Source organism: Microbacterium sp. AB (genome assembly GCF_032878875.1).
Classification (GTDB): Bacteria; Actinomycetota; Actinomycetes; order Actinomycetales; family Microbacteriaceae; genus Microbacterium; species Microbacterium betulae.
Genome location: NZ_CP118157.1, coordinates 2,602,760 through 2,629,411 on the forward strand (window position 1 = coordinate 2,602,760; position 26,652 = coordinate 2,629,411).

Annotated in this window: 22 protein-coding genes; 7 read left to right on the forward strand and 15 right to left on the reverse strand. The window is 72.2% G+C overall.

The window, feature by feature from the left end:
- Nucleotides 1–29 precede the first annotated feature (29 nt).
- From N8K70_RS12345 to N8K70_RS12370, 6 genes are all read right to left on the reverse strand, one after another.
- A complete protein-coding gene (locus N8K70_RS12345; RefSeq protein ID WP_317138643.1) occupies nt 30–452 on the reverse strand; it encodes an organic hydroperoxide resistance protein in 423 nt (140 codons plus the stop codon).
- 74 nt (nt 453–526) lie between these two features.
- On the reverse strand, nt 527–1,597 hold the full coding sequence (locus N8K70_RS12350; protein ID WP_317138644.1) for an L-cysteine desulfhydrase Cds1: 1,071 nt from the start codon (nt 1,595–1,597) through the stop codon (nt 527–529).
- Between the two features lie 62 nt (nt 1,598–1,659).
- Entirely contained in the window at nt 1,660–2,901 is a 1,242-nt protein-coding gene (locus tag N8K70_RS12355; RefSeq protein WP_394357839.1) for an MFS transporter, read from the reverse strand.
- 58 nt (nt 2,902–2,959) lie between these two features.
- The gene (locus N8K70_RS12360) at nt 2,960–3,280 is read right to left on the reverse strand and encodes a thiamine-binding protein (protein ID WP_317138646.1); all 321 of its coding nucleotides are present in this window, start codon (nt 3,278–3,280) and stop codon (nt 2,960–2,962) included.
- 41 nt (nt 3,281–3,321) lie between these two features.
- On the reverse strand, nt 3,322–4,542 hold the full coding sequence (locus N8K70_RS12365) for a hypothetical protein (RefSeq protein WP_317138647.1): 1,221 nt from the start codon (nt 4,540–4,542) through the stop codon (nt 3,322–3,324).
- 61 nt (nt 4,543–4,603) lie between these two features.
- Nucleotides 4,604–5,599: an ADP-dependent NAD(P)H-hydrate dehydratase gene (locus N8K70_RS12370; protein WP_317138648.1), complete on the reverse strand. Its 996-nt coding sequence runs from the start codon at nt 5,597–5,599 to the stop codon at nt 4,604–4,606.
- Between the two features lie 51 nt (nt 5,600–5,650).
- Between N8K70_RS12370 and N8K70_RS12375 the strand changes: the two genes are divergently transcribed.
- The 3 genes from N8K70_RS12375 to N8K70_RS12385 all read left to right on the forward strand — a co-directional run bounded on the left by N8K70_RS12375 (nt 5,651) and on the right by N8K70_RS12385 (nt 9,238).
- On the forward strand, nt 5,651–6,739 hold the full coding sequence (locus N8K70_RS12375; RefSeq protein ID WP_317138649.1) for an NADH:flavin oxidoreductase/NADH oxidase: 1,089 nt from the start codon (nt 5,651–5,653) through the stop codon (nt 6,737–6,739).
- 115 nt (nt 6,740–6,854) lie between these two features.
- Complete coding sequence (locus tag N8K70_RS12380) at nt 6,855–8,180, forward strand: hemolysin family protein (RefSeq protein ID WP_317138650.1); 1,326 nt, start codon at nt 6,855–6,857, stop codon at nt 8,178–8,180.
- On the forward strand, nt 8,177–9,238 hold the full coding sequence (locus tag N8K70_RS12385) for a hemolysin family protein (protein WP_317138651.1): 1,062 nt from the start codon (nt 8,177–8,179) through the stop codon (nt 9,236–9,238). The genes N8K70_RS12380 and N8K70_RS12385 overlap by 4 nt, the downstream gene beginning before the upstream one ends.
- Before the next feature lie 26 nt (nt 9,239–9,264).
- On the opposite strand, the gene N8K70_RS12390 is transcribed toward N8K70_RS12385, so the two are convergent.
- Together N8K70_RS12390 and guaB1 are read right to left on the reverse strand one after the other, a co-directional pair.
- Nucleotides 9,265–9,471, reverse strand: coding sequence for a hypothetical protein (locus N8K70_RS12390; protein ID WP_317138652.1), 207 nt, complete (start codon nt 9,469–9,471; stop codon nt 9,265–9,267).
- A gap of 211 nt (nt 9,472–9,682) precedes the next feature.
- A complete protein-coding gene (gene guaB1 / locus N8K70_RS12395) occupies nt 9,683–11,149 on the reverse strand; it encodes a GMP reductase (RefSeq protein WP_317138653.1) in 1,467 nt (488 codons plus the stop codon).
- Nucleotides 11,150–11,382: 233 nt separating this feature from the next.
- On the opposite strand from guaB1, the gene N8K70_RS12400 reads away from it, so the two are divergent.
- Nucleotides 11,383–15,057 carry a multifunctional oxoglutarate decarboxylase/oxoglutarate dehydrogenase thiamine pyrophosphate-binding subunit/dihydrolipoyllysine-residue succinyltransferase subunit gene (locus N8K70_RS12400; protein ID WP_317138654.1) on the forward strand — a complete coding sequence of 1,225 codons (3,675 nt, stop codon included), beginning with the start codon at nt 11,383–11,385 and terminating at the stop codon, nt 15,055–15,057.
- A 240-nt stretch (nt 15,058–15,297) separates the two neighbouring features.
- On the opposite strand, the gene N8K70_RS12405 is transcribed toward N8K70_RS12400, so the two are convergent.
- Nucleotides 15,298–16,602, reverse strand: a complete 1,305-nt coding sequence (locus tag N8K70_RS12405) for a GNAT family N-acetyltransferase (RefSeq protein ID WP_317138655.1) — start codon at nt 16,600–16,602, stop codon at nt 15,298–15,300.
- Nucleotides 16,603–16,790: 188 nt separating this feature from the next.
- Between N8K70_RS12405 and sfnG the strand changes: the two genes are divergently transcribed.
- Nucleotides 16,791–17,924 carry a dimethylsulfone monooxygenase SfnG gene (gene sfnG / locus N8K70_RS12410; RefSeq protein ID WP_317138656.1) on the forward strand — a complete coding sequence of 378 codons (1,134 nt, stop codon included), beginning with the start codon at nt 16,791–16,793 and terminating at the stop codon, nt 17,922–17,924.
- Nucleotides 17,925–17,999: 75 nt separating this feature from the next.
- Here sfnG and N8K70_RS12415 read toward each other — a convergent pair whose 3' ends face one another.
- The 4 genes from N8K70_RS12415 to N8K70_RS12430 are packed head-to-tail and all read right to left on the reverse strand — an operon-like array spanning nt 18,000 to nt 20,361.
- Entirely contained in the window at nt 18,000–18,248 is a 249-nt protein-coding gene (locus tag N8K70_RS12415) for a hypothetical protein (RefSeq protein ID WP_317138657.1), read from the reverse strand.
- A 5-nt stretch (nt 18,249–18,253) separates the two neighbouring features.
- A complete protein-coding gene (locus N8K70_RS12420; protein WP_317138658.1) occupies nt 18,254–19,450 on the reverse strand; it encodes an inorganic phosphate transporter in 1,197 nt (398 codons plus the stop codon).
- A 48-nt stretch (nt 19,451–19,498) separates the two neighbouring features.
- Nucleotides 19,499–19,750: a zf-HC2 domain-containing protein gene (locus tag N8K70_RS12425; RefSeq protein WP_317138659.1), complete on the reverse strand. Its 252-nt coding sequence runs from the start codon at nt 19,748–19,750 to the stop codon at nt 19,499–19,501.
- A complete protein-coding gene (locus N8K70_RS12430) occupies nt 19,747–20,361 on the reverse strand; it encodes a sigma-70 family RNA polymerase sigma factor (RefSeq protein ID WP_317138660.1) in 615 nt (204 codons plus the stop codon). The genes N8K70_RS12425 and N8K70_RS12430 overlap by 4 nt, the downstream gene beginning before the upstream one ends.
- 123 nt (nt 20,362–20,484) lie before the next feature.
- Here N8K70_RS12430 and aroA point away from each other — a divergent pair, with 123 nt between their 5' ends.
- Nucleotides 20,485–21,843: a 3-phosphoshikimate 1-carboxyvinyltransferase gene (aroA, locus tag N8K70_RS12435; protein ID WP_317138661.1), complete on the forward strand. Its 1,359-nt coding sequence runs from the start codon at nt 20,485–20,487 to the stop codon at nt 21,841–21,843.
- Complete coding sequence (gene rsgA, locus N8K70_RS12440; protein WP_317138662.1) at nt 21,840–22,883, forward strand: ribosome small subunit-dependent GTPase A; 1,044 nt, start codon at nt 21,840–21,842, stop codon at nt 22,881–22,883. The genes aroA and rsgA overlap by 4 nt, the downstream gene beginning before the upstream one ends.
- Nucleotides 22,884–22,909: 26 nt before the next feature.
- Here the strand turns inward: rsgA and N8K70_RS12445 are convergent, their stop codons facing one another.
- The gene (locus tag N8K70_RS12445; RefSeq protein ID WP_317138663.1) at nt 22,910–24,022 is read right to left on the reverse strand and encodes an SseB family protein; all 1,113 of its coding nucleotides are present in this window, start codon (nt 24,020–24,022) and stop codon (nt 22,910–22,912) included.
- A gap of 143 nt (nt 24,023–24,165) precedes the next feature.
- Nucleotides 24,166–26,544, reverse strand: coding sequence for an ATP-dependent helicase (locus N8K70_RS12450; RefSeq protein ID WP_317138664.1), 2,379 nt, complete (start codon nt 26,542–26,544; stop codon nt 24,166–24,168).
- Between the last annotated feature and the right edge of the window lie 108 nt (nt 26,545–26,652).

The window sequence follows — 26,652 nt, forward strand, 5'->3', positions numbered from 1 at the left end:
TGTGGGAGCGGGCCATAAGGCCCCGGAGGTCAGTCGTCGGTCGCGGTGACGAGCACCTCGATGTTGCCGCGCGTCGCGTTGGAGTACGGGCAGACCCGGTGCGCCGCGTCGGCGAGCGACTGCGCCGTCTCGTGGTCGAGCTCCGGGATGACGACCTCGAGCTGGACGGCGAGCTGGAAGCCTCCCTCCCCGTTCGAGCCGATCGAGACGCGGGCGCCGACCGAGGAGCCCTCGATCGAGACCTTCTGCGAGCGCGCGACGCCCTGCAGCGCGGAGTGGAAGCAGGCGGCGTAGCCCGCGGCGAAGAGCTGCTCGGGGTTCGCACCGTCGCCCGATCCGCCCATCTCCTTCGGGATCGCGAGGTCGAAGGCGAGGTCCGTCCCCGCGACGGCGACCTGCCCGTTCCGTCCGGCTCCGGTCGCGAGTGCTTCTGTCGTGTAGATGGCGTCCATCCTCCGAGACTATGCGCGCGGCGTCGCCGGGCGGCCATCCTGCACATTCTCCCAGCGACGTCGTGGCGAACCCGTCAGCTCCACTCCCCCGTGGACAGGAAGCGCTCCATCCGCTCGCGGTGCGGAGCGAGGTCGAAGCCCTGCTCGGCCACCCACGCGTCGTCGTAGTAGGTGCGGGCGTAGCGCGCGCCGCCGTCGCAGATGAGCGTGACGACGCTGCCGTGCTCCCCCGCCCGGATCATCCGCGCGATGAGCCGGAACGCGCCCACGAGGTTCGTCCCCGTCGATCCTCCCGCCCAGTGGAGCGTGCGATCCTTCAGCAGCCGGATGGCCGCGAGGGAGGCGGCGTCGGGGATCGGCAGCACCTCGTCGATGACGCCGGGGACGAACGACGGCTCGACGCGCGGACGTCCGATGCCCTCGATGCGGCTCGGAACGCCCGTCGTGTGGTCGAGGCGTCCCGTGCGCCACGCGGCGGTGTACGCGGAGTTCTCGGGGTCGACCACGGCGATGCGCGTGGGATGGCGGCGATAGCGCACGTAGCGCCCGAAGGTCGCGCTCGTGCCGCCCGTTCCGGCGCCGACGACGATCCAGCTCGGGACGGGGTGCCGCTCGGCCGCGAGCTGCTCGAACACGCTCTCGGCGATGTTGTTGTTCCCGCGCCAGTCGGTGGCCCGCTCGGCGAACGTGAACTGGTCGAGGTAGTGCCCGCCCGCCTCGTCCGCGAGGCGCTGGGCCTCGTCGTACATGGTGGCGGGGTCGTCGACCACATGGCAGCGGCCGCCGTAGAACTGGATGAGCTCGATCTTCTCGCGGCTCGTGCCGCGCGGGATCACCGTGACGAAGTCGAGCCCGAGCATGCGGGCGAAGTACGCCTCCGACACGGCCGTCGATCCGCTCGAGGCCTCCACGAGCGTCGTGGCCTCGTCGATGCGGCCGTTGACGAGACCGTACAGGATGAGCGAGCGCGCGAGCCGGTGCTTGAGCGACCCCGTCGGATGGACGGACTCGTCCTTGAGGTAGAGGTCGATGCCCCATTCCGCCGGCAGCGGGAAGACGTGCAGGTGGGTGTCGGCGTTGCGATTGGCGTCGGCTTCGAGCAGCCGGATGGCATCGCGCACCCAGGCGCATCGGTCGACGGTCACCCTCCGACCCTATGCGCCGCCGCTCCGCCGTGCGGATCGACGTCCTGTGCCGCGCTGCGGCGTCAGGCGGTCGGGATGGGCGAGGTGCCGGGCCCCTCCGAAGAGAGTCCGTCGACCTCGGCGGGCGGACGGGCGTCGCCGCGGCGCTCGACGGCGAAGGCCGTCACGGCGATGGCCACGCCGATGAGCGACAGCACGACGCCGAGCCAGACGGGTGCGGCGTACCCCCATCCCGCGGCGATCACCGCACCGCCCAGGGCCGCGCCGAGGCTGTTGCCGATGTTGAGCGCCGAGTGGTTGAGCGACGCGCCGATCGCCTGATGCTCCTTCGCGACGTCGAGCAGGCGCAGCTGCACGGTCGGCGTGGCGGTCGCCGACACCGTCGCGAAGACGAACAGCCCGACGATGAGCGGCACGACGGCATGCGACACGACGCCCACGAGCGCCGCCGCCGCGGCGAGCGCCGCGAGGCCGTAGACGAGCGTGCGCCGCACGCTGATGTCGGCCAGGACGCCGCCGAGGAAGTTGCCGATCGTCATCCCCAGGCCGATCGAGACGAGCGCGATCGGGACGACCCGCTCCTCCGCCCCCGCGACCTCCGTCACGAGCGTGGCCACGTAGCTGTACACGGCGAAGAACGCGCCGAAGCCGATCGAGCCGACGGCGATCGTGAACCACACCTGCGGGATGCGGAAGACGCCGAGCTCGTGCCGGGCCGTGCGGCCCGCGTCGCCGGGCCGGGCCGGCACGAAGAGCACAATCATCAGCAGCGCGACGAGGAAGACCACGGCGACGACGAGGTAGGCCGCGCGCCATCCCATCAGCTGGCCGAGGAGCGTGCCTCCGGGGACGCCCACGACGTTCGCGATCGTGAGGCCGCTCATGACGATCGCGATCGCCCTGCCGCGCCTCTCCGCGCCGAAGAGGTCGGCGGCGACGACGGCGGCCATCCCGAAGTAGGCGCCGTGCGGGAGACCGGACAGGAAGCGCGACAGCCCCACCAGCCCGAACGTCGGCATGACGAACGTGAGGCCGTTGAACACGAGGAGCGCCAGGGCCAGCGCGATGAGCACGCGGCGGCGCGGATAGCGAGAGACGAAGGCGACGATCGTCGGGGCCCCCACGACGACGCCGAGCGCGTAGAGGCTGATGAGGATGCCGGCCTGTGCGAGGGCCTCCTCCGGGCTCTCCGCGTACACCTGCGGCAGCAGGTCGCCGGCGATGCCGGGCAGCAGGCCCATCGACACGAACTCGGTCATGCCGATGCCGAAGGCGCCGACGGCGAGCGAGAGGAGCGCCCACATCGCCGCACCCCTCGACGTGGGGGTCGAGGTGGTGGTCACCGACCGATTCTACGGGCGATCAGGGACGCTCGTCGCGGGTGTCCTCGATCGCACGTTCGAGGCGCTCGACCTTCCCGTCGATCTCGCCCTCGTAGCCGGCTCGGATGTCGGCCTTGATGACGAGCGAGATCCGCGGTCCGAAGGCGGCGACGGCCTCGGTCGCCCGCTTGACGACGTCGAACACCTCGTCCCACTCCCCCTCGATCTCGGTGAACATGCTCGTCGTCCTGTTCGGCAGGCCGGAGTCGCGGACGACCCGGACGGCGGCGGCGACGGCGTCGTGCACCGAGCCGTCCGGGTCGTCGCCGCCGGAGGGGGCGACGGAGAAGGCGAGGAGCATGGGATTTCCCTTCGGATGGCGGATGGCGGATGGCGGATGGATCAGGATGGCGAGAGCTCGGCCGCGGCGCTCGCACGCGCGCGGACGGGCGCCCGCGCGATCCGCACGACGGTCCAGACGAGCAGGACGACGAGCAGCGCGTTGCGCAGCGTCAGGACGACGACGGCGACCGGCTCGGCGAACATGACCCCCGTGTAGAGCAGCGGGTAGACGAGCTGGGTCAGCGCGGCGCATGCGAGGGCGATCGCCGCGGGACCCCGCGCCCTGCGCGCGTCGACGACGAGCCACAGCACGAGCGGCGCGATGAGCCAGTCGTGGAACTGGGGCGAGCCGACCTTGTTGCACACCATGAAGGCGAGCGTGAGCGCGAGGGCGAGCGGCGGGAAGAGCACGACGAACGACGCGCCCCGGCGCGCCTTCGCGTACCCGAGCGCGGCGATGACGGCGATGACGAGGAAGAGCAGCGGCGTCATGAGCGAGATCACCGTGTCGACCTCGGGGCCCGTGACCTGGAAGGTGAGGATGTCCGTGTCGTAGAAGACCCACCATCCGGGCAGGCGCAGCATCGTCCCCCACAGGTACGCGGTGCTGACGGGCGCCTCGAGCTGAAGCCCCCTCCCCGTCTGCAGCGTGACGAATCCGAACAGGCGCGCCGCGCCTCCCGCCGCCACGACCACGACCACGACCACGGCGCTGGCGACGAGCGCGCCCGCCAGGACGCGGCCGCGGCGGCGCATCGCGACGAAGGCCGCGGCCGCGAGCGCCGCGGGCCAGACCTTGATCCAGGCCCCCGCGGCGAGCAGGGCCGCGGCCGCGGCCGGGCGCGTGGCGAGCCGCAGCAGCCCGGCCATCGCCACCGGCACCGTGATCGCGTCGAGCCGGTACATGCCGACGGGCCCGAGCAGCGCCGCGAAGAGGAGCCAGAACCACGCGGCCCGCCTGCGCGAGCGCGAGCGCCCGTCTCCGACGAGCATGCGGAACGCGAGCGCGTCGAGCAGCGTCACGAGGAGCGCCCACCCGACGTTGTAGCCGGCGATCCCGGAGAGGAGGTGCGTGAGCAGCATCGGCACGAGCGCGAGCTGCGGGTAGACCCACGCCTCGGTGACCCCGACGATCCCCTCGCCGGACAGAGCCCGCGTCGACCAGGTCTCGTACACGAGGTTCACGTCGCCCATGGGCTGGTTCGGCATCCACCAGCCGGCCGCCGCCACCCAGACGTGGACGACCGCGAACGCGATCCACAGCAGCATCCGCCTCGGCACGCGCCCATCCTACGGACCCCGCCCGGTCGCATCGCCCCCGCCGAGCCGGGATGCGTCCCGTCTACGCGGAGAACGCGGCGGCGAACGCGGCCGGCAGCGCCGCGGCGACGTCGAGGGCGGTGATCGGACGACCCGATGCCGCGGCGGGGGCATCGGCGACGGCCCCTCGGGGACCGGCCGCGCGATCCGCGCCGCGGATGTCCGTCCCCGCGACGTCCTCCGTCGCCTGGCCCGCCGCGATGCGTCCCGCCGTGCCGTGCAGCCACGCGGCCGTCGCGGCGATCGGCCCGAGCTCCTCGGCGTCGAGCCTCCGTCCCGCGACACGCGCGCCGGCCGCCGCCCCCGCCAGCACGGCGCCCATCGCACCGGCGAGCACGTCGCCCGTGCCCGCCGTGGAGAGCCAGGGCGTCCCCGCCCGGACGGCCGTCCACCATCCGCCGGGCGTCGCGACGATCGTCGACGAGCCCTTCAGCAGCACGACGCCGCCGAGCGCCACGGCGGTCTCGCGCACGACGAGCAGCCGCTCCCGGAAGGGGCCGTGCAGGCGCGGCGCGAGCGGATCGTCCTCCACGTCGTCGATGCCGAAGCCCAGGGGGATGCGCACCTCGCGCAGCTCGTCCTCGTGCGGCGTCACGACGATGGGCCCCGCCGCCTCCGCCGCGAGATCGAGCGCGCCGGCGTCCAGCACGGTCGGGTGAGCGCCCTCGCGCAGGAACGACCGCAGCCGTCGCGTCTCCGCCTCGCCCCTGGTGCGGGCGTCCACGCCGGAGCCCACGACCCACGCATCCGCCCGTCCGGGACCGATCACGGTCTCCGGACGACGCTGCAGCACGAGCCCGGCGACCTCCGACGGGCCGTCCCAGCGCACCATCCCGACGCCCGCGCGCCACGCGCCCTCGGCCGACAGCACGGCGGCGCCGGGGTACGCGGACGACCCCGTGCGCAACACGACGACGCCTCGGGAATACTTGTGGTCTCGCGCCGTTGGCGTCCGCAAGACGCCCGCGGCGTCACGCGCCGTCCACTCCTCGGAGCGCGATGCGTGTCCTCCCGGCATGTGCACACCCTACTCGTCGCGCACACGCGCACCAACGGAACGGAAACCCCTGTGAGCCTGCTGTTCAGCCCGCTGACCATCCGCGAGACGACCTTCCGGAACCGGCTGTGGGTCTCGCCCATGTGCATGTACAGCGCCGAGGACGGCTTCCCCGGCGACTGGCACCACGTGCACCTCGCGCAGTTCGCGTCGGGCGGCGCGGGGCTGGTCGTGAGCGAGGCCACGGCCGTCTCGCCCGAGGGACGCATCTCGCCGCGCGACACCGGCATCTGGGACGACGCCCGGCGCGACGCGTGGGCCCCCGTCGTCGCGGCCGTCCACGCGCGCGGCGCGGCGGCGGGCATCCAGCTCGCGCACGCCGGCCGGAAGGCGTCGACGTGGTGGCCCTTCGCCGGACGACAGGGCAGCGTGCCGGCGGCCGAGGGCGGATGGACCGCTGTCGCGCCGTCGGCGATCGCGTACGAGGGATTCGCGGTGCCGGCCGCCCTCGACGAGCCGGGGATCCTGCGCGTGATCGCCGACTTCCGCGCGGCGGCTCGCCGTGCCGTCGACGCCGGCTTCGACCTGGTCGAGCTGCACGCCGCGCACGGCTATCTGCTGCACGAGTTCCTCTCCCCCCTGTCGAACGAGCGCGAGGACCGCTGGGGCGGCTCGCTCGAGAACCGCGCGCGCATCGTGCTCGAGGTCGTCCGCGCCGTGCGCGCGGAGGTCGGGGAGGCCGTTCCCGTGCTCGTCCGGTTCTCCGCGACCGACTCCGCGCCGGGAGGGCTCGAGGTCGACGACGTCGCGACCGTGGCGGGCTGGGCGCGGGACGCGGGCGCCGACCTGTTCGACGTCTCGTCGAGCGGGCTCGTCGCGCATCAGCGGATCTCGACCGGCCCCGGATACCAGGTCCCGTTCGCCGCACGGGTGCGCGAGGCGACGGGCGCTCCGACCGCCGCGGTGGGCATCGTCACGAGCGGCGAGCAGGCCGAGCGGATCCTCCAGGACGGTCAGGCCGACGCCGTCTTCGCCGGGAGGGAGTTCCTGCGCGACCCGCACTTCGCGCTGCGCGCGGCGGGCGAGCTGCACGAGGACCCGGCGGCGCTGTGGCCGCCGCAGTACGTCCGCGCGTATCGGGAGCGCCCCCGGCCGCGCTGATCCGCGCGACGGCCACGGGCGGGTGCCGTATGCTGAGGCGCACGATGGACGACCCTCCGAGTTACCGACGATCGCCCCACTGCCCGCCCTCCGCGGTCCTCGGAGGCGATGACTGATGGACTACGTCCTCATCGGCGTCGGGCTCGTCCTGACGATCGGCACCGGCCTCTTCGTCGCGAGCGAGTTCGCCCTCGTCAACCTCGACCGGGCCGAGCTCGAGGCGCGGGAGGCACGCGGCGAGACCCGTCTCGCGCTGACGATCCGCGCCCTCCGCCACACCTCCACGCATCTCTCGAGCGCCCAGCTCGGCATCACGCTGACGACCCTGCTGACCGGATACACCCTCGAGCCGGCGTTCTCGAGCCTGCTGCGGCCCGTCCTCACCTCGTGGGGCATCCCCGAGGGCGTCGTCGCCCCGATCTCCACGGTCGTGGCGATGGCGGTGGCGACCGTCCTGTCGATGATCGTCGGCGAGCTGGTGCCGAAGAACTTCGCCCTGGCCCTGCCGCTCGCGACGGCGAAGGTCGTCGCACCGTTCCAGATCGCGTTCACGGCGGTGTTCCGCCCCATCATCTCCGTCCTCAACGGAAGCGCGAACGGCGTGCTGCGCGCCATGGGCATCGAGCCCAAGGAGGAGCTCTCGGGGGCGCGGTCGGCCGAGGAGCTCTCGAGCCTCGTGCGCCGCTCGGCGCTCGCCGGCGTGCTCGAGGAGGACACCGCCACGCTCCTCGACCGCAGTCTCACCTTCGCCCGTCACAGCGCGGCCGACGTCATGACGCCGCGCCCGCGCGTGCACGCCGTCGCCGCGGGCGACTCCGCCGACGCGGTCGTGCAGCTCGCGCGGCAGACGGGCCACAGCCGCTTCCCCGTCTACGACGAGTCGATGGACGACATCGTCGGCGTCGTGCACCTCAAGGCCGCGATCGGCGTGCCGAGGTCGCGCAGGGGCGAGGTCCCCGCGGCCGCGCTCGCGAACGAGCCGCTCCGGGTGCCGGAGACGGTGCACCTCGACGCGCTCATCGCGGAGCTGCGCGCGGGCGGCTACCAGATGGCGGTCGTCGTCGACGAGTACGGCGGGACCGCGGGCGTCGTCACACTCGAGGACCTCGTCGAGGAGATCGTGGGCGAGGTCTCGGACGAGCACGACAGGCGCCTCGCCGGCGTCGTGCGCCACCGCGACTCCGTCACCTTCCCCGGGCAGCTGCGTCCCGACGAGCTGCGCGATCGCGCAGCGGTCGAGGTCCCCGAGGACGACGCGTACGACACGATCGGCGGCTACATCATGAGCGTGCTCGAGCGCGTCCCGTCCGTGGGGGACGCCGTGCGCGTCGACGAGGGCACGCTGACGGTGGAGCGGATGGACGGCCGCCGGGTCGACCGCGTGCGCTTCGCGCCCGACCCGCTGCCGGAAGGCGCCGACGACGAGGAGGGACGACGATGAGCGACTGGGCAGGCCTCGCGTGGCTCGTCGTGCTGCTGCTCGCGAACGCCTTCTTCGTCGGCGGCGAGTTCGCCGTCATCTCCGCACGCCGCTCGCAGATCGAGCCCCTCGCCGAGAAGGGGTCCCGCGCCGCGAAGACCGCGCTGTTCGCGATGGAGCACGCGACGCTCATGCTCGCCACCTCGCAGCTGGGCATCACGATCTGCTCGCTGCTCATCCTGAACGTCTCCGAGCCCGCGCTCCACCATCTGCTGGCGGTGCCGCTGGGCCTCACCGGGATGACGGAGGCGCTCGTCGACACCGTCGCGTTCGTCATCGCGCTCGTGTTCGTCTCGTACCTGCACGTCGTGTTCGGCGAGATGGTGGCGAAGAACATCGCCTTCTCCATCCCCGACCGCGCCGTGCTGCTGCTGGCGCCCCCGCTCGTGTGGGTGTCGAAGGTCTTCCACCCCGTCATCTGGGCCCTGAACTGGATCGCCAACGCCGTGCTGCGGCTGTTCCGCGTGGAGCCGAAGAACGAGGCGGCGTCGACCTTCACCCTCGACGAGGTCGCCACGATCGTCGCGCAGTCGCGTCGTGAGGGCGTCCTCGCCGACGCGGCGGGCACCGTGACCGCGGCCGTGGAGTTCACCGACAAGAAGGCGAAGGACGTCGCCGTGCCGCTCGCGCGCATCGTGACGCTGCCGGAGCGGGTGACGCCGGACGAGGTCGAGCGCGCCGTCGCGAAGCACGGCTACTCGCGGTACGTCATCATCGACGAGGAGGGCGATCCCGTCGGATACGTGCACCTCAAGGACATCCTGCGCGCCGCCGGGGGCGAGGACGCGGACGAGAAGGCGGCACAGCCCGTCCCCGCCAAGCGCATCCACCACATGGTGCCGGTGCAGGAGACGACCGACCTCGAGGACGCGCTCGCGATCATGCGCCGCGCGGGCCGTCACCTCGCCCGCGTGCGCGACGCGCAGGGCGAGACGACCGCCGTCCTGTTCCTCGAGGACATCATCGAGGAGCTCGTCGGCGAGGTGCACGACGCCACGGAGCGCACGCGCCGCCGCTGAAGCGGCGGGGGACCCTTCCCGGACGCTCAGCGCAGCTCGGGGATCGTCCCGATGTCGGCGACGGCGAGGGACTCCGCCGCGTGCCGCCGGATCCGCGCCTCGGCGGCCTCCGCGACCGCGCCGTCGAGATGGCCCGACTCGCGCACCGACAGCCGTCTCGGCCCTCCGAGCGCGTGGGAGACGGCGAACCGGCCGCGCGGATCGACCGACGGGTCGCACAGCGCCGCCCCCACGAGGACGGGGATGCGGATGCGCCGCGCGGCGATCGCGGCATCGAACCGGTCGGCGTCGCGCGGTCGTCGGGATGGCCGAGGAGGTGCCGTCCCACCGCCTCCCCGCTGCCCGTGCCGGATCGCGTGAGGCGCAGCGGGTGATGGCCGGAGCTCGGGACGTCGAGTACCGCGCGCCGGAGGCGGTCGCACGCTCCCCCGCCCTGGCTCCCCGTCACCAGCTGACGGGGAGGGCCTTCCCCTCCTCGTAGCCGGCCGCGGACTGCAGGCCGACGTGCGCGCGCTCGTGGAACTCGGGGACGGTCGCGGCGCCCGCATACGTGAACGACGAGCGGACGCCGGAGGTGATCATGTCGACGAGGTCCTCCACCCCGGGCCGGAGCGGATCGAGGTAGATGCGCGACGACGAGATCCCCTCCGCGAAGAGCTCCCTGCGCGCACGCTCGTACGCGTCCAGCCGCCCGAACCTCTCCTGCACGGCCTTCGTCGACGCCATCCCCCACGACTCCTTGTAGAGACGGCCGTCGTCGTCGGCCCGCAGGCCGCCGGGGGCCTCGATCGTGCCGGCGAACCACGACCCGATCATGACGCTGGCCGCGCCCGCCGCGAGCGCGAGCGCGACGTCGCGGGGATAGCGCACCCCGCCGTCCGCCCACACGTGCGCGCCGTGCTCGCGTGCGGCCTCGGCCGTCTCGAGCACGGCGGAGAACTGCGGCCGCCCGACCGCGGTCATCATGCGGGTCGTGCACATCGCCCCGGGGCCCACGCCGACCTTGAGGATGGTCGCGCCCGCGGACACGAGGTCCCGCACGCCCTCCGCTGTGACGACGTTGCCGGCGACGACCGGGATGCCGAGCCCCAGGCCCGCCACGATCGCGAGGGCGCGCAGCATCCCCTCCTGGTGGCCGTGCGCGGTGTCGACGACGAGCACGTCGACGCCCGCGGCGGCCAGCGCCGTCGCCTTCGCCTCGACGTCGCCGTTGATGCCGACGGCGGCGGCCACCGCGAGGCGGCCCGCGGCGTCGACCGCGGGCCGGTACAGCGTGGAGCGGAGCGCGCCCCGCTGCGTGACGGTTCCGACGAGCGCGCCCTGGTGCACGACGGTCGTCATGTCGAGGCCGGCCTCGACGAGCAGGTCGAACGCGTGGCGCGCGTCGGTCACGTCGTCGGCGTCGATCGACGGCGACGGCCCGCGCACGAGGTCGCCGAGCTGCGCGTCGGGAAGCGCCGTGGCCAGGCGCGTCGCCGGCAGCACGCCTAGGATGTCGGCCACGTCGGGAAGACGCCCGTCCGGTCCCGGCTCGCGCCCCACGACGATGCCGTGCCCCTCGAGCGCGGGCAGGAGCCGCCGGGCGGACTCGACCGTGGTCCCGGGACCGGCGACGATCGGCGTCTCCCACCGCACGGGCTGGCGCTTGACCCAGCGGATGGCCTCGTCGAGCAGCTGCAGCGGCATGTCCTGCGGCAGCACGCCCAGCCCGCCGCGGCGGGCGAGCGCCGCGGCGAGGCGGGGGCCGGTGACGGAGTTCATGTTGCTCGACACGATCGGGATGGTCGCCGGCGTGCCGTCGCCGGGTGCGAGATCGACCTGCAGACGGCTCGTGACGCCCGACCTGCGCGGCGCGAGGAAGACGTCGGAGTAGGTGAGGTCGACCGAAGGGGGCTGGCCGATGAATTCCATGCCGCCCACGGTAGTGCCGCGCCCTGGACCGTGTCGTCCCGGTCCCGCCTCCGGAACGCCCCGGGGCGCGCCGCGTCGCGGCTCAGGGGGCGGCGATTGAGCTAGGCTGGTTCCCCGAACGCACGCGCATCCTCCCGGTGCGGCGAGTCCGTCTCGGGAGGTCCGGTTCGGGGGGAGTCCGTCTCGGGAGCATGCGCGCCATCGATTCAGGGATGAAAGTGGGCGATCCTGCCGTGTCAAGCCAGGTGACGGGCGTTGGTGCATCATCGAGCGAGGGCGAGTTCGGGGCCAACGAATGGCTCGTCGAAGAGCTCTACGAGCAGTTCAAGGTCGATCCGAACGCGGTCGACAAGGAGTGGTGGCCCGTCCTCGAGGCGTACGGCGCGGCCGCGTCGGGATCCGCCGCAGCGCCCACCCCGCCAGGAGCCTCCGCGAACCCGCCGACGGCGCCCATCCCCGTCGTCGGGCAGCAGCCCGTCGCGCGCACCACCGCCCGGCCCGCCGCCCCCGCCCCCATCCCCGCCGACCAGCCGGTGACGAGGCCGAACCCGACCGTCGAGAAGCCCGCCGAGACCGACGAGGACACGGTCACGGCGCTCAAGGGCCTGCCGAAGACGCTCGCGAAGAACATGGACGAGTCGCTGACCGTCCCGACCGCCACGAGCGTCCGCACCATCCCGGCCAAGCTGCTGATCGACAACCGCATCATCATCAACAACCACATGGCGCGCGCTCGCGGCGGCAAGGTGAGCTTCACGCACCTCATCGGCTGGGCGCTCATCCAGGCGCTCAAGGAGTTCCCGAGCCAGAACGTCTTCTACGCCGAGATCGACGGCAAGCCGTCGGTCGTGGCGCCGGCGCACGTCAACCTCGGCATCGCGATCGACCTGCCTCGCCCCGACGGCTCGCGCGCGCTCATGGTGCCGAGCGTCAAGAAGGCCGACACCCTCAGCTTCACCGAGTACCTCGACGCGTACGAGGACCTCGTCAAGCGGGCCAGGGCGAACAAGCTGACGGCAGCCGACTTCGCCGGCACGACGGTGTCGCTGACGAACCCCGGGGGCATCGGCACCGTGCACTCCGTGCCGCGTCTCATGAAGGGCCAGGGCTGCATCATCGGCGCCGGCGCCCTCGAGTACCCCGCCGAGTTCCAGGGCTCCAGCCCGCGCACGCTCAATGAGCTCGCCGTCGGCAAGACGATCACCCTCACGAGCACCTACGACCACCGCGTCATCCAGGGCGCGGGCTCGGGCGAGTTCCTGAAGAAGGTGCACGAGCTGCTCATCGGCCAGCGCGGCTTCTACGAGGGCGTCTTCGCGGCCGTGCGCGTCCCGTACGCGCCCATCCGCTGGAACCCCGACGTCGCCGTCGACCTCTCCGAGCGCATCGACAAGACGAGCCGCGTGCAGGAGATCATCAACTCCTACCGGGTCCGGGGCCACCTCATGGCCGACATCGACCCGCTCGAGTACGTCCAGCGCGAGCACCACGACCTCGAGATCGAGTCGCACGGGCTGACCTTCTGGGACCTCGACCGCGAGTTCGTCACGGGCGGCTTCGGCGGCAAGCGGCAGATGAAGCTGCGCGACGTGCTCGGCGTCCTGCGCGACTCGTACTGCCGCACCACCGGCCTCGAGTACATGCACATCGCCGACTACGAGCAGCGCGAGTGGTTCCAGCGGAGGCACGAGGTCAAGTACGTCAAGCCCGACCACGACGAGCAGCTGCGCATCCTCCGCAAGCTCAACGAGGCCGAGGCGTTCGAGACCTTCCTGCAGACGAAGTACGTCGGCCAGAAGCGCTTCTCCCTCGAGGGCGGGGAGTCGCTCATCCCCCTCCTCGACCGCATCCTGCAGGGCGCCGCCGACGCGGGCCTGGAGGGCGCGGCGATCGGCATGCCGCACCGCGGCCGCCTCAACGTGCTCACGAACATCGCCGGCAAGGCGTACGGCGAGGTGTTCCAGGAGTTCGAGGGCGCCCTGCCCGGGAACAAGCGCGGCTCCGGCGACGTGAAGTACCACCTCGGCACCGAGGGCACCTTCACCTCCGACGACGGGTCGGGTCTCGAGGTCCTCCTCGCGGCGAACCCCTCCCATCTCGAGACCGTCGACGGCGTGCTCGAGGGCATCGCCCGCGCCAAGCAGGACCGCCGCCCCATCGCGACGTTCTCCTGGCTGCCCATCCTCGTGCACGGCGACGCCGCCTTCGCGGGCCAGGGCGTCGTCCTCGAGACCCTGCAGATGTCGCAGCTGCGGGGGTACCGCACGGGCGGCACCGTGCACATCATCGTCAACAACCAGGTCGGCTTCACGACGCTCCCGCAGGACGCCCGCACCTCGCACTACGCGAGCGATCCGGCGAAGTCCATCCAGGCGCCCATCCTGCACGTGAACGGCGACGACCCCGAGGCGGTCGTCCGCGCCGCGGAGACCGCGTTCGAGTACCGCGAGCGCTTCCACCGCGACATCGTCATCGACCTCATCTGCTACCGCCGCCGCGGCCACAACGAGGGCGACGACCCGTCGATGACGCAGCCGCTCATGACGAACCTCATCGAGGCCAAGCGCTCGGTGCGCCGCCTCTACACGGAGGCGCTCGTCGGCAGGGGCGACATCACCGAGGAGGAGTACGAGCAGGCGAAGGCCGACTTCCAGAACCGCCTCGAGGTCGCGTTCGCCGAGACGCATGCGGCCGAGACCGGCGCGAACGCCGTCGTGACGCCGGATGCCCCCGACGAGACCGTCGTCGGCGCCCCGGAGACCACGGGCGTGCCGGTGGAGGTCATCCACCAGATCGGCGACGCGCACGCGAACAAGCCCGAGGGCTTCAGCGTGCACGCCAAGCTGCAGCAGCTTCTCGACAAGCGCGTGCAGATGAGCCGAGAGGGCAAGGTCGACTGGGCGTTCGGCGAGCTGCTCGCCTTCGGCTCGCTCCTGCTCGAGGGCACGAACGTCCGCCTCGCCGGCCAGGACTCGCGCCGCGGAACGTTCGTGCAGCGTCACGCCGCGTTCCACGACCGGGTCAACGGCCAGGAGTGGCTGCCGCTCGTCAACCTCTCGGAGAGCCAGGGGCGCTTCTGGGTCTACGACTCGCTGCTGAGCGAGTACGCGGCCCTCGCGTACGAGTACGGCTACTCCGTCGAGGCGGAGAACACGCTCACGCTCTGGGAGGCGCAGTTCGGCGACTTCGTCAACGGGGCCCAGTCGGTCCTCGACGAGTACGTCTCGGCGGCCGAGCAGAAGTGGGGCCAGGAGTCGGGCGTGGTGCTCCTCCTCCCCCACGGCTACGAAGGACAGGGGCCGGACCACTCGTCCGCCCGGATCGAGCGCTTCCTGCAGCTGTGCGCGCAGGACAACATGATCGTCGCCCGTCCGTCGACCCCCGCGTCGTACTTCCATCTCCTGCGCCGACAGGCCTACGCCCGCCCGCGCAAGCCGCTCATCGTCTTCACGCCGAAGGCCATGCTGCGCCTGCGCGGCGCGACGAGCGAGGTGGCGGACTTCGCGAACGGCCGCTTCGAGCCCGTCCTCGACGACGAGCGCGGCATCGACCGGTCGGCGGTGAAGAAGGTCCTCCTCCACGCCGGGAAGATCCACTGGGATCTGCGCGGCGAGCTGGAGAAGAAGCCGAACCCCGCGATCGCCCTCGTGCGCGTGGAGCAGTTCTACCCGGCGCCCGTCGAGGCGCTCCAGGCCGTCCTCGCGGAGTACCCCGACGCGGAGGTCTTCTGGGTGCAGGACGAGCCGGAGAACCAGGGCGCCTGGCCGTTCATCTCGCTCGAGATTGCCGGCCGCCTCGGCCGGACGGTGTCGGTCGTGTCGCGTCCGGCGGCGGCGGCGCCGTCGACGGGCTCGTCGAAGATCCACGCCGTCGAGCAGGCCGACCTGCTCGCGCGCGCCCTCGCCTGACGTTCGCACGAAAGCGGCCGGTCGTCTCTCCGACCGGCCGCTTTCGCGTTCACCGGCGCAGGTGCCGCGAGGCCCGGCCATGCCTCGCCCCCCGAACGCCGGAGATCCCGCGAACGCCGGATGATTTGGCGCGATACGGTCCGGCGTTCACGGGATCTCCGGCGCCGACGACCGACCAAGGGCGGATGCTGGTGATACGGGGCCGGATGCGGACGACCCGGGGATGCGGATGGGCGCGGCTCAGTACCAGATGCCGAGCGTCGGCGGCTGGGGCGGGCGGAGCGCCACGTCCAGGTCCGCGGCGACCGCGGGGTCGCCCGCGACGCGACCGGCCGCGAGCAGCCCCGTCGCGGGCGTCCCTCCGAGGTACAGCGACGACAGCTGCGCGACGTCGAGGCGGAGGTCCGCGTCGGCGCCCGGTGCCCGCGACACCCGTCCGCGCCCGTCGGCGCCGACCTCCAGCCGCCACGAGCCCGTCGTGAGCCCGAGCGGGTCGGTCACCGAGAACGTCGTCGTGACGGGGGCGGAGTACGTGCGCGCCTCCAGCGTGCGCGGCACGTCGAGGATGCGCAGCCATCCGTGGTCCCGGACGGTCTGGGCCGCGCCCCGCTCGTCGCGGACGAGCCAGCGCACGGGGTCGTCGACGGGGCGGAGCTCGGCCGTCACCTCCGCGACGAGATCGTGCTGCAGCGCGAAGCGCCACAGGGCCGCCGCCGCGTCGGGCGTCTCGGCGGCGAGGTGCCGGACGGCGAGGCGCGACAGGGCGAAGTCGCGCTCGTCCTCCGTCACGCGATAGGCCATCGCCCCGCGGACGACGCCGTCGGCGTCGCGGTACCGCACGCCGCGCACGGCGTCGCCGTCCTTCACCGAGGTCGAGAGCCCCGCGTGCTGCCGCCAGCGCCGCGGCCATCCGGCGATCTCGCCCGCGCGCCGCGCGCGACCCCGCTCGTGCACCTTGCCGAGGTCGTGCGCGAGCTGCTCGCGTGAGACGAACTCCAGCCGGCCCCGCGGCTCGTACCCCGCCCATCCGGCGCGACGCGTGTCGATCGTCCAGGAGCTGACGGGGATCGCCGGTCCGAAGCCGTAGCGGCCGTAGATCGTCGTCTCGGTGACGGTCAGACCCGCTATCGCGAGGCCCGCGTCGGCGGCCGCGCGCACCTCTCCCTCCAGCATGGCGCGCGCGATGCCGCGGCGCCGGTGGGTGGCGCTCACGGTCACCCCGCTGATCGCCCACATGTCGATCTCGCCGCCCGGCACCGTGAGGGGCGTGACCCACGAGTCGACCGTCGCCACGGGCACGTCGGCCTGAGCGACCGACGTGTCGAAGACGCCGACGTAGCGACGGTCGGAGAGCTGCTCGTGCTGCTCCGCGATCGACTGCTCGTCGACCTCGGGCCCGAGGAATCCGCGCGAGACGGCCTGCAGCGTGCGCGCCAGCGCCGCGCGATCGGAGCCGTCCACCACGCGGTAGTCGAGACCCGCCTTCGCGAGGCGGTCCTGGGAGGTCGTGTCGGCGGGGACGGCGCGCGGGTCGATGGTGCTCACCCGTTCAGCCTACGTGCGGCGACGCGGAGGCCGGTCCGGCGGCGGCACGCGCGGGCGGACCCCGTTCGCGACGGCGAGGCGGGACGCCGTCGGGGCGACGCCGGAAATGATTCGTCATCCTCCGACGTGCGCCCCCGTCGGGTGCTGTACTGGACGGCACGAACCGCCCGGAGACGAGGAGGAATCCCATGGGAGCAGAGCCGGAGAACCTGCGCGATCCGCTGAAGTTCGCGTACTGGGTGCCGAACGTCAGCGGAGGGCTCGTCATCTCGACGGTGGAGCAGCGCACATCCTTCGACCTCGATTACAACGTGAGGCTCGCGCGCACGGCGGAGGAGGTCGGCTTCGAGTACGCGCTCAGCCAGGTCCGCTACCTCTCGAGCTACGGGGCCGCACAGCAGCACGAGTCGACCGCCACATCGCTCGCGCTGCTCCTCGCGACGGAACGCCTCACAGTCATCGCCGCGGTCCATCCGGGCCTGTGGGAGCCGGCCGTGCTCGCGAAGCTCATCCTCACCGCCGACCAGTTCTCGCACGGTCGCGCCGCGGTCAACGTCGTGAGCGGCTGGTTCAAGGACGAGTACACGAAGCTCGGTCTCCCCTGGCTGGAGCACGACGAGCGCTATCGCCGCTCGGCGGAGTTCATCGCGGTGCTGCGGCGGCTGTGGACCGAGGAGAACGTGCGGTTCCACGGCGACTTCTACCGCGTGAACGACTTCACGCTCCGGCCCGGGCCCTATCCGGTCGAGGGCCGCGCGCACCCGGAGATCTTCCAGGGCGGGAACTCGACCGCGGCGCGGTTCAACGGCGGCGCCCATGCCGACTGGTACTTCTCCAACGGCAAGGACTTCGACGGGTTCACGGAGCAGTTCGACGACGTCACCCGCGTCGCCGTGGAGCACGGGCGTCGCGTGCGCTTCGGGCTCAACGGGTTCGCGATCGTCCGCGACACCGAGAAGGAGGCCGAGGAGCAGCTGCGCGAGATCATCGCGCACGCCGACGCGAAGAGCGTCGAGGGCTTCCGCAAGAGCGTGCAGGAGGCCGGGGCCTCCACGCGCGACGGGAAGGGCATGTGGGCCGACTCGTCGCTCGAGGACCTCGTGCAGTACAACGACGGGTTCCGCACGCGCCTCATCGGCACACCGGAGCAGGTCGCCGAGCGGATCGTCGAGTACCGCCGGCGCGGCGTCGACCTCCTGCTCCTCGGCTTCCTGCACTTCCAGGAGGAGCTCGAGGCCTTCGGACGCACCGTCATCCCGCTCGTCCGCGAGATCGAGGCCGCCGAGTCCTCGGACACGCGCCCCGCCGCCGTGCGCCGCTGAGCAGGCTCGCGGGCGACGGCCGTCCCTCCGCACGGACGACGGCCGGCGCCCGTGCCGTGTCCGCCCGCCCGGTCCTCAGCCGCCGAAGATCTGCTTGCCGAACACGATCACGACGATGCCGAGGAGCGCCGCCGCGAGGCAGAGGCCGAAGCAGGCCCAGGCCCCGGCACGCGCGGGCGAGAGACCGCGCGCCCCCGGCTCCGGCGCCACCGTCAGCAGACGCACGCCGAGCGCGAAGAGCGACGGCAGCCCGGCGCCGAGCAGGAGGCCCGCGACGAGCACCTGCGCGATCGAGCCGAGGATGCCGCCGAGATCGATGCCCATGCGCGCTACTTCCCCGCCGTGACGACACTCGTGACGTTCACGGTGTCGACCGTGACGGGTGCGGGCTGCCAGTCGTCGTTGACGTTGCGGTGCGAGACCGCGTTCTGCTTCGAGCGCCAGAACATGAACGCCGACAGCGCGACGAGGAGCGCGAACACGATGAGCACGCCCGTCACTCCGCCGAAGGCGCTGCCGATCCACCAGCACGCCCCGCCCACCACGGCGGCCGCCGGCAGCGTGATGAGCCATGCGATCGCCATCCGCCCGGCGAGCTTCCAGCGCACCTCCGCGCCCTTGCGGCCGACGCCCGTCCCCAGGATCGAGCCCGTCGCGACGTGTGTCGTGGAGAGCGGCAGGCCGAGGTGGCTCGAGGTGAGGATGATCGCCGCGCTGGACGTCTCCGCGGCCATTCCCTGCGGCGCGGAGAGCTCGACGAGCCCCTTGCCCAGCGTGCGGATGATGCGCCATCCGCCGAGGTAGGTGCCCAGGGCGATCGCGACGGCGCACGTGAGCTTCACCCAGAAGGGCACGTCGTCCTCCGGGCTGACGGCGCCGTAGGCGATGAGGGCGAGGAAGATCACGCCCATCGTCTTCTGCGCGTCGTTCGTCCCGTGTGCGAGCGACACGAGCGACGCCGAGCCGATCTGGCCCCAGCGGAAGCCCTTCTCGGTCCTCTCCCCGGGGAGGCGCGCGGTGATCCGGTAGACGGACCACGTCCCGACCGCCGCGATGAGCGCGGCGATGACGGGGGACAGCAGCGCCGGGATGAGCACCTTGCCGATGATGCCCGCCCACACGACGCCGTTCACGCCGCTTGCGGCGCCCCACACGAGCGCGGAGCCGACGAGACCGCCGAAGAGCGCGTGGCTCGACGACGAGGGGAGCCCGAAGAGCCAGGTGACGAGGTTCCAGATGATCGCGCCGACGAGGCCGCAGAACACGATGAGCATGAGCTCCTCGCCCCGCGCCTGGTTCAGATCGACGACGTCGCCGCCGACGGTCTTCGCGACCTCGATCGACAGGAACGCCCCGACGAGGTTGAGGACCGCGGAGAGCGCGACGGCCGCCTTCGGCCTCAGAGCGCCCGTCGCGATGGACGTCGCCATCGCGTTGCCGGTGTCGTGGAAACCGTTGGTGAAGTCGAATGCCAATGCGGTGACGACCACCAGCAGGAGGACGAAGAGCTCTTCCACGCTGTCCATTGTCCACCCGGCGGCCGCGTGCCCCGCACCGCCGGGATCAGGATCGGCTCAGGAAACCGTATGAGCGGCCCGCAGCTGTGCGAGCACGTGGTCGCGCAGCTGCTCCGGCGCGACCTCCTCGCGGCAGGAGCGCTGGATGGCCTCGGTCAGCGTGCGCTCGACGAGGACCTCGTCCTGACAGCTGGGGCACCTGTCGATGTGCTCCTTGATGTCGGTGTGCTGGGTCTTGCACAGCTCGATCGCGCCTCGAAGGTAGGCCTCGAGGTCACGACGCGCTTTGTCGCAGCCGCAATCGCTCATTTCTCCACTCCTGTCCGGGCGGCCGAGATGCCTCGTTCGGCCGCGTACTCCGCCAGCATCCCGCGCAGGAGCCGCCGGCCTCGATGCAGGCGGCTCATCACGGTGCCGATGGGGGTCTTCATGATGTCGGCGATCTCCTGGTAGGCGAAGCCCTCGACGTCGGCGAGATAGACCGCCATCCGGAAGTCCTCCGGGATCGACTGCAGCGCGTCCTTCACGACGGAGGCCGGCATCCGGTCGATCGCCTCGGCCTCCGCCGATCGGCTGCTCGCCGCGGTCGTCGACTCCGCCCCTCCGAGCTGCCAGTCCTCGAGCTCGTCGATCGTGCCCTGATAGGGCTCGCGCTGCCTCTTGCGATAGGTGTTGATGTACGTGTTCGTGAGGATGCGGTAGAGCCACGCCTTGAGGTTGGTCCCCTGCGTGAACGACCCCCACGACGCGAACGCCTTGACGAAGGTCTCCTGCACCAGGTCGGCGGCGTCGGCGGGATTGCGCGTCATCCGCATCGCCGCGCCGTACAGCTGGTCCATGAACGGCAGCGCCTGCTCCTCGAACTGCGCACGCGTCTCCGCCACGGCGGAGGCGTCGGAGGGTGACTGTGCGTCGCTCATGGAAGCAGAGTCTAGGCGGGTGCGGACGACGCCGAGCTGGGGGTCGTCCCAGACCCCGTCGTGCGGCTTCGCAAGGGTGGCGAACATCCGTCTCCTCTCATGCATTCAGTAGGCTGGAACGCGATGAGTGCACGTGGGTATTCCCCCGACGGCCATGTCGCCGCGAACAGGACGCAGGGCGCGTACGAGGCGCCCGCCGCAGAGGGCGCCCTGAGGGCGACGCTCACGATCCCGGGGTCGAAGTCCCTCACCAATCGCGAGCTCGTCCTCGCCGCGATCGCCGACGGCCCGAGCACCCTGCGCCATCCGCTCCACTCCGACGACTCCCGCCGCATGGTCGGCGCCCTCCGCGCGCTCGGCGTCGGGATCGAGGAGGTGCCGGGCGACGGCCCGTTCGGACCCGACCTGCACGTCACGCCCGCCACGCCGCTCCGCGGCGGCGGGACGGTCGACTCCGGTCAGGCCGGCACCGTCATGCGCTTCGTCACCCCGCTCGCGGGCCTGGCATCCGGCGAGGTGCTCGTCACGGCGCACGAGAGCGCATTGCACCGGCCGATGGGCGAGATGATCAAGGCGCTGCGCGACCTGGGCGTCGACATCGACGACGAGGGGCGCTGGTCGCTCCCCTTCCGCGTGCACGGCCACGGCCACCTGCGCGGCGGCGAGGTCGACATCGACGCCTCGGCGTCGAGCCAGTTCGTCTCGGGCCTGCTGCTGGCGGCCCCCCGCTTCGACGTCGGCCTGCGGCTGCGCCACGTGGGCGATCATCTGCCGAGCGTGCCCCACATCGACATGACCGTCGAGTCCCTCGCCCATCGCGGCGTGCTCGTCGAGCGCGCGGGCCACGGCGAGTGGATCGTCCCTGCCGGACCCGTCCGCGCCAAGGACATCGCGATCGAGCCGGACCTCTCGAACGCCGCGCCGTTCCTCGCGGCGGCCATCGTCTCGGGCGGCCAGGTCACGGTGACGGGATGGCCGGCGCACTCCACGCAGCCCGGCGTGCAGCTGACGGAGATCCTCTCGCACATGGGGGCCCGTGTGAGCCGTCGTGCGGGGGCGCTGACCGTCTCCGCGGGCAAGGACATCCAGGGCGTCGACCTCGACCTCTCGGCGGTCAGCGAGCTGACGCCGACGCTCGTCGGTCTCGCGGCCTTCGCCGACGGGCCGTCGACGTTCCGCGGCATCGCGCACATCCGCGGCCATGAGACCGACCGCCTCGCGGCTCTCGCCGAGAACCTGCGTGCCGTCGGCGGCGAGGCCGAGGAACTGCCCGACGGCATCCGGGTCGTCCCGCGTCCCTTGCACGGCGGCACGTGGAGGGCGTTCCACGACCACCGGATCGCGACCACGGGCGCGCTCGTCGGCCTGCGCACGCCCGGCGTCGTCGTCGACGACATCGGCGCCACGGCGAAGACGCTGCCCGAGTTCGTGCAGCTGTGGGAGACCCTCGTGGAGACGGATGCCGGGAGCGGCTCCGCGTGAGCTGGCTCGACGACTCCGACGACGTCGACGACGAGCTCGACGAGTCGGACGTGCGCGTGCGCCCCAACCCGAAGGCGAACCGGCCGCGCACAAAGCGCCGTCCGGCCCATGAGGACGCCCGCGTCGCCCGCGTGCTCGGCGTCGACCGCGGTCGCTTCACGGTGCTCATGGACGAGGACGGTCCCGACGAGCACGAGGTCACGGCGGCGCGCGCGCGCGAGCTGCGGCGCAGCCCCATCGTCACGGGCGATCTCGCACGCGTCGTCGGCGACACCTCCGGACGCGAGGGCACGCTCGGCCGCATCGTGGGGATCGAGGAGCGCACGTCGCTGCTGCGCCGCAGCGCCGACGACACCGATCAGGTCGAGCGCGTGATCGTCGCCAACGCCGACCAGATGCTCCTCGTCGTCGCGGCCGCGGACCCCGAGCCGCGCCCGCGGCTCGTCGACCGCTACCTCGTCGCGGCGCTCGACGCCGGCGTGCGGCCGCTGCTCGTCGTGACGAAGACCGACCTCGCCGATCCCGCGGGATTCCTCCGGCACTTCGACGGCCTCGACGATCTGCGCGTGTTCCGCAGCGCAGAGGGAGAGGTCCCCGTCGCGGAGATCGGACGGGCGCTCGTGGGGCACTCCACGGTCTTCGTCGGGCACTCCGGCGTCGGCAAGTCGACGCTCGTGAACGCGCTCGTGCCGGATGCCGGACGCGCGACGGGCCACGTCAACGAGGTGACGGGGCGCGGCCGGCACACGTCCTCGTCCACCGTGTCCCTCCGATACCGGAACGCGGTGGGAACGGGCTGGGTCATCGACACCCCCGGCGTCCGCTCGTTCGGGCTCGGCCACGTCGATCCCGCCAACATCCTGCGCGCGTACCCCGATCTCGACGCCGCCGCCGAGGAGTGCCCGCGCGGGTGCACACACCTTCCCGACGCTCCTGACTGCGCGCTCAACGAGGCCGTCGCGGACGGCCGTCTGCCGGCGGCGCGCGTCGACTCGCTCCAGCGCCTGCTCGAGACCTTCGGCGGTCGCGGCGAGCGCTGACGCGGCCCGCTCCGGCGGCCGCGTGCCTACTCCCCCAGAGCCATCACGGGGGCGAGCTCGTCGCGTGTGAGCGTGATGAGCGGACCGGCGGGGTCGATCAGCACGCCGCCGAGGTCGGCATGCTCGCGCAGCATCTTGCCGAGCTTGGCGACCTGGATCGGAAGCGCCTTCTCGCCGCGGCCCTGCGCGACGATCTCGAGCGGATGGGAGTGGATCTGCACGAGGCGCGTGCCGTCGGACAGGCGCGCCTCCGCGATGCCCATCTTCGAGTCGTCCTCCGTCAGCGAGCCCACGGCGACCCACAGCGGCGGAGCCTCGGCGAGCAGGGCGGCGACCCGGCGAGGGGTGTCCGCCTCCCGCGGCGCGGTGAGCAGCGACTTCAGGCGGAACTCGGGATCGGCCTGCGTGACCGCCTGCTCGACGATGTCACGAGGCAGCACGACCCGGTGCGGAGCGGAGGCGTTGTCGATGACGATGCCGCCGAAGTCCCCGCCGACGAGCTGCTTCAGCAGGGCCGACACGGGCTGCGACACGGCGGAGGTCGCGGCGTCGCCGTCACTCTGGACCGCCTCGCGCAGCGCCTTGCCGGAGCTGAAGGCGAGGATGAAGCTCTTGTCCCCGATGCGCGCGACGCCGAACGTCACGGCCTTGCCCTCGGAGATCTGCTGGCGTGCGTCTCCCTTCACCCGCAGGAAGACGTGGCCCTGGAGCAGCTGACGCAGCACGCCCATCACCTGGGGGCCGCTGGGCTTCTCGGGCAGCGCCGCGAGGGCGTCGCGCAGCAGGGCGTTGTCGCGCAGTCCCGGCACGGTCTCGAGCTGGACCGGCGGCGCAGCGGGGGCCTTGGGGAGGGCCGGACGCGCGGGAGGGCCCGGCTGGGGCGCGGGGGTGCGCGTCACGCGCGGGGCGGCGGGAGCCTCGGGGGCGGGGGACGCCTCGGGCGTGGCGGCGTCGTCGGACGGCGCAGCGACCTCGGGGCCGGACTGCGCGCCCACCCCGCGGAAGGCCGAGAACGAGATGCCGACCTCGGGGGACTCGTCGGCGGGCGCGCTCTCGGCGGTCTCCCCCGCCCCGGCCGAGGGCTCGGACGGCTCCTGGTCGGCGGGGTCGGTCTTCTTCTTCCTCGAGAACAGGCCCATGCGCCCAGCCTACGGGGCGACCGAACGCCCGCAGCCCGGTTCGCACAGCTCCCCCAGGTTCCTCGCGGAGGCGGCGGCCCGCCCGGCGGACGAGCCGGGCCTCTGCCGCACGGGCTCGCTCGCCGGCCGCGGCCCCATCACGCTCAGAGCTTGGTGATCGGGGCGACCTTGATGAGCAGCTTCTTCGAGCCGGCGGTGTCGAAGCGCACGTGCGCGATGCGCTTCGCGCCGTCGCCCGTGACCGCGTCGACGCGTCCCTCGCCGAAGTCGTCGTGACGGATGCGGTCGCCGGCGGCGAGCTCGAGGTCGCCGTTGTCGCGCATCTTGTTGGTGACGAGACCGGGGAACTTGTCCATGGCGGTCGAGGTCGGCGTGAGTCCTCCCCCGGCCGGCAGCGGCTTCACACCCCACCGGTCTCCCGTCGTGCGGCGCCCGTTGAGCGCGCGCGACTGGAGCCCGCCCCGCGAGTTGACGTCGCCCGGCGACTGACGCCAGTCGACGAGGGTCGAGGGGATCTCCTGCAGGAAGCGGCTCGGCATCGCGACCGAGACCTCGCCGAACTGTGCGCGCGTCATGGCGAGAGACAGGTAGAGGCGCTTGCGCGCGCGCGTGATCCCGACGTAGAAGAGACGCCGCTCCTCCTGGGGCCCGCCCGGCTCGCCCGCCGAGATCCGGTGCGGGATCAGGTCCTCCTCGACGCCCGTGAGGAAGACGGCGTCGAACTCGAGGCCCTTCGCGGTGTGCAGCGTCATGAGCGACACCGCCCCCGACGCGTCGTCGATGTCGTCGGTGTCGGACACGAGCGCGACCTCGGTGAGGAAGTCGACGATCGTCCCCTCCGGGTTGTTGCGCGCGAACTCCCTGGTGACCGCGACGAGCTCGTCGAGGTTCTCGACGCGCGCCTCGTCCTGCGGGTCGCGGCTCCGTCGCAGCGCGTCGGAGTAGCCGCTCTTGTCGAGCAGCACCCGCAGCCCCTCGGTGACCGCCTTCGGAGACGGCTGCTCGCCCGAGGCGGGGACGAGGATGCCGCTCGCCTCCCTCAGGACGTCGTCGAGCTGGGCGATCGCCTTCTGCAGCTTGGGGCCGAGGCCGATCTCCGCCGGGTGCGCGAGCGCATCCCGGAACGACATCCCGTTGTCGGTCGCGAAGCGCGCGATCGCCGTCTCGGTCACATCGCCGATGCCGCGTCGGGGCCTGTTCAGGATGCGCCGGACGGCCATCTCGTCCGCCGGGTTCGCGACGGCCACGAGATAGGCGAGCGCGTCCTTGATCTCGGCGCGGTCGTAGAACTTCGTGCCGCCCATGATCTTGTACGGGACGGCCGCGCGGATGAAGATCTCCTCCAGCGCACGCGACTGCGAGTTCGTGCGGTAGAAGACGGCCATCTGCTGATAGTCGACGCCGCCGCGCCGGAGCCGGTCGATCTCGTCCGCCACGAACTGCGCCTCGTCGTGCTGCGAGTAGCCGGTGAAGCCGACGATCTTCTCGCCCTCGCCCTGATCGCTCCAGAGCTTCTTGTCCTTGCGGTCGAAGTTGTTGCGGATGACGGAGTTCGCCGCGTCGAGGATGTTCTGGGTCGAGCGGTAGTTCTGCTCGAGGAGCACGACCTTGGCGCCGGGGAAGTCGCGCTCGAACTCGGTGATGTTGCGGATGTCGGCGCCGCGGAACGCGTAGATGGACTGGTCGGAGTCGCCGACGACGGTGAGGGAGGCCCCGTCGGCCTCGGGGATCAGGACGGCCGCCCCGCCGGACGAGACGTCGGTCTGGACCGGCCGCGTGAGCTCGCGGATCAGCTGGTACTGCGCGTGGTTGGTGTCCTGGTACTCGTCGACGAGGACGTGCCGGAAGCGCTTGCGGTAGACGTCGGCGACATGCGGGAACGCCCGGAAGAGGAACACGGTCTGACCGATGAGGTCGTCGAAGTCGAACGCGTTGGCCTTCTGCAGCTCGCGCTGGTAGTCGCCGAAGATCTCGACGAACGCCCTCTCGGCGGGGTCGCTCATGTTCGCGTCGCGGGCGTACGACTCCGCGTCGGCGAGCTCGTTCTTGAGCTTGGAGATCTTCGACTGGACGCCCGCGGGCGTGAGGCCGAACGCATCGGCCTCACGCTCCTTCACGAGTCTCTTCAGGAGGGCGCGCGAGTCGCCGGAATCGTAGATCGTGAACGCCTTCGTGAACCCGAACTGCTCGGCCTCGCGCCGCAGGATGCGGACGCACGCCGAGTGGAAGGTCGAGATCCACATGCCTCGTGCGCCGTCGCCGACGATCTGCTCGACGCGCTCGCGCATCTCGCCCGCGGCCTTGTTCGTGAAGGTGATCGCGAGGATCTGGCTCGGCCAGGCCTCCCGGCTGCGCAGGAGCGAGGCGATGCGATGCGTGAGGACCCGGGTCTTGCCGGAGCCCGCGCCCGCGACGATGAGCAGCGCGGGCCCGCGGTACTCGACGGCCTCGCGCTGCGGCGGGTTGAGCCCCGCCAGCAGGTCGTCGGCGTCGGGGGCGAGGGGGAAGAGGGCGTCTGTCATGTCGCCTCCGAGTCTAGGCGCGGCCTCCGACGGAGCAGCGCTCCCCAGGTACCTCACCCGCGCCGCTGCACCATACAATAGGATCTGACGGTAAAGTGCATCCGTTCG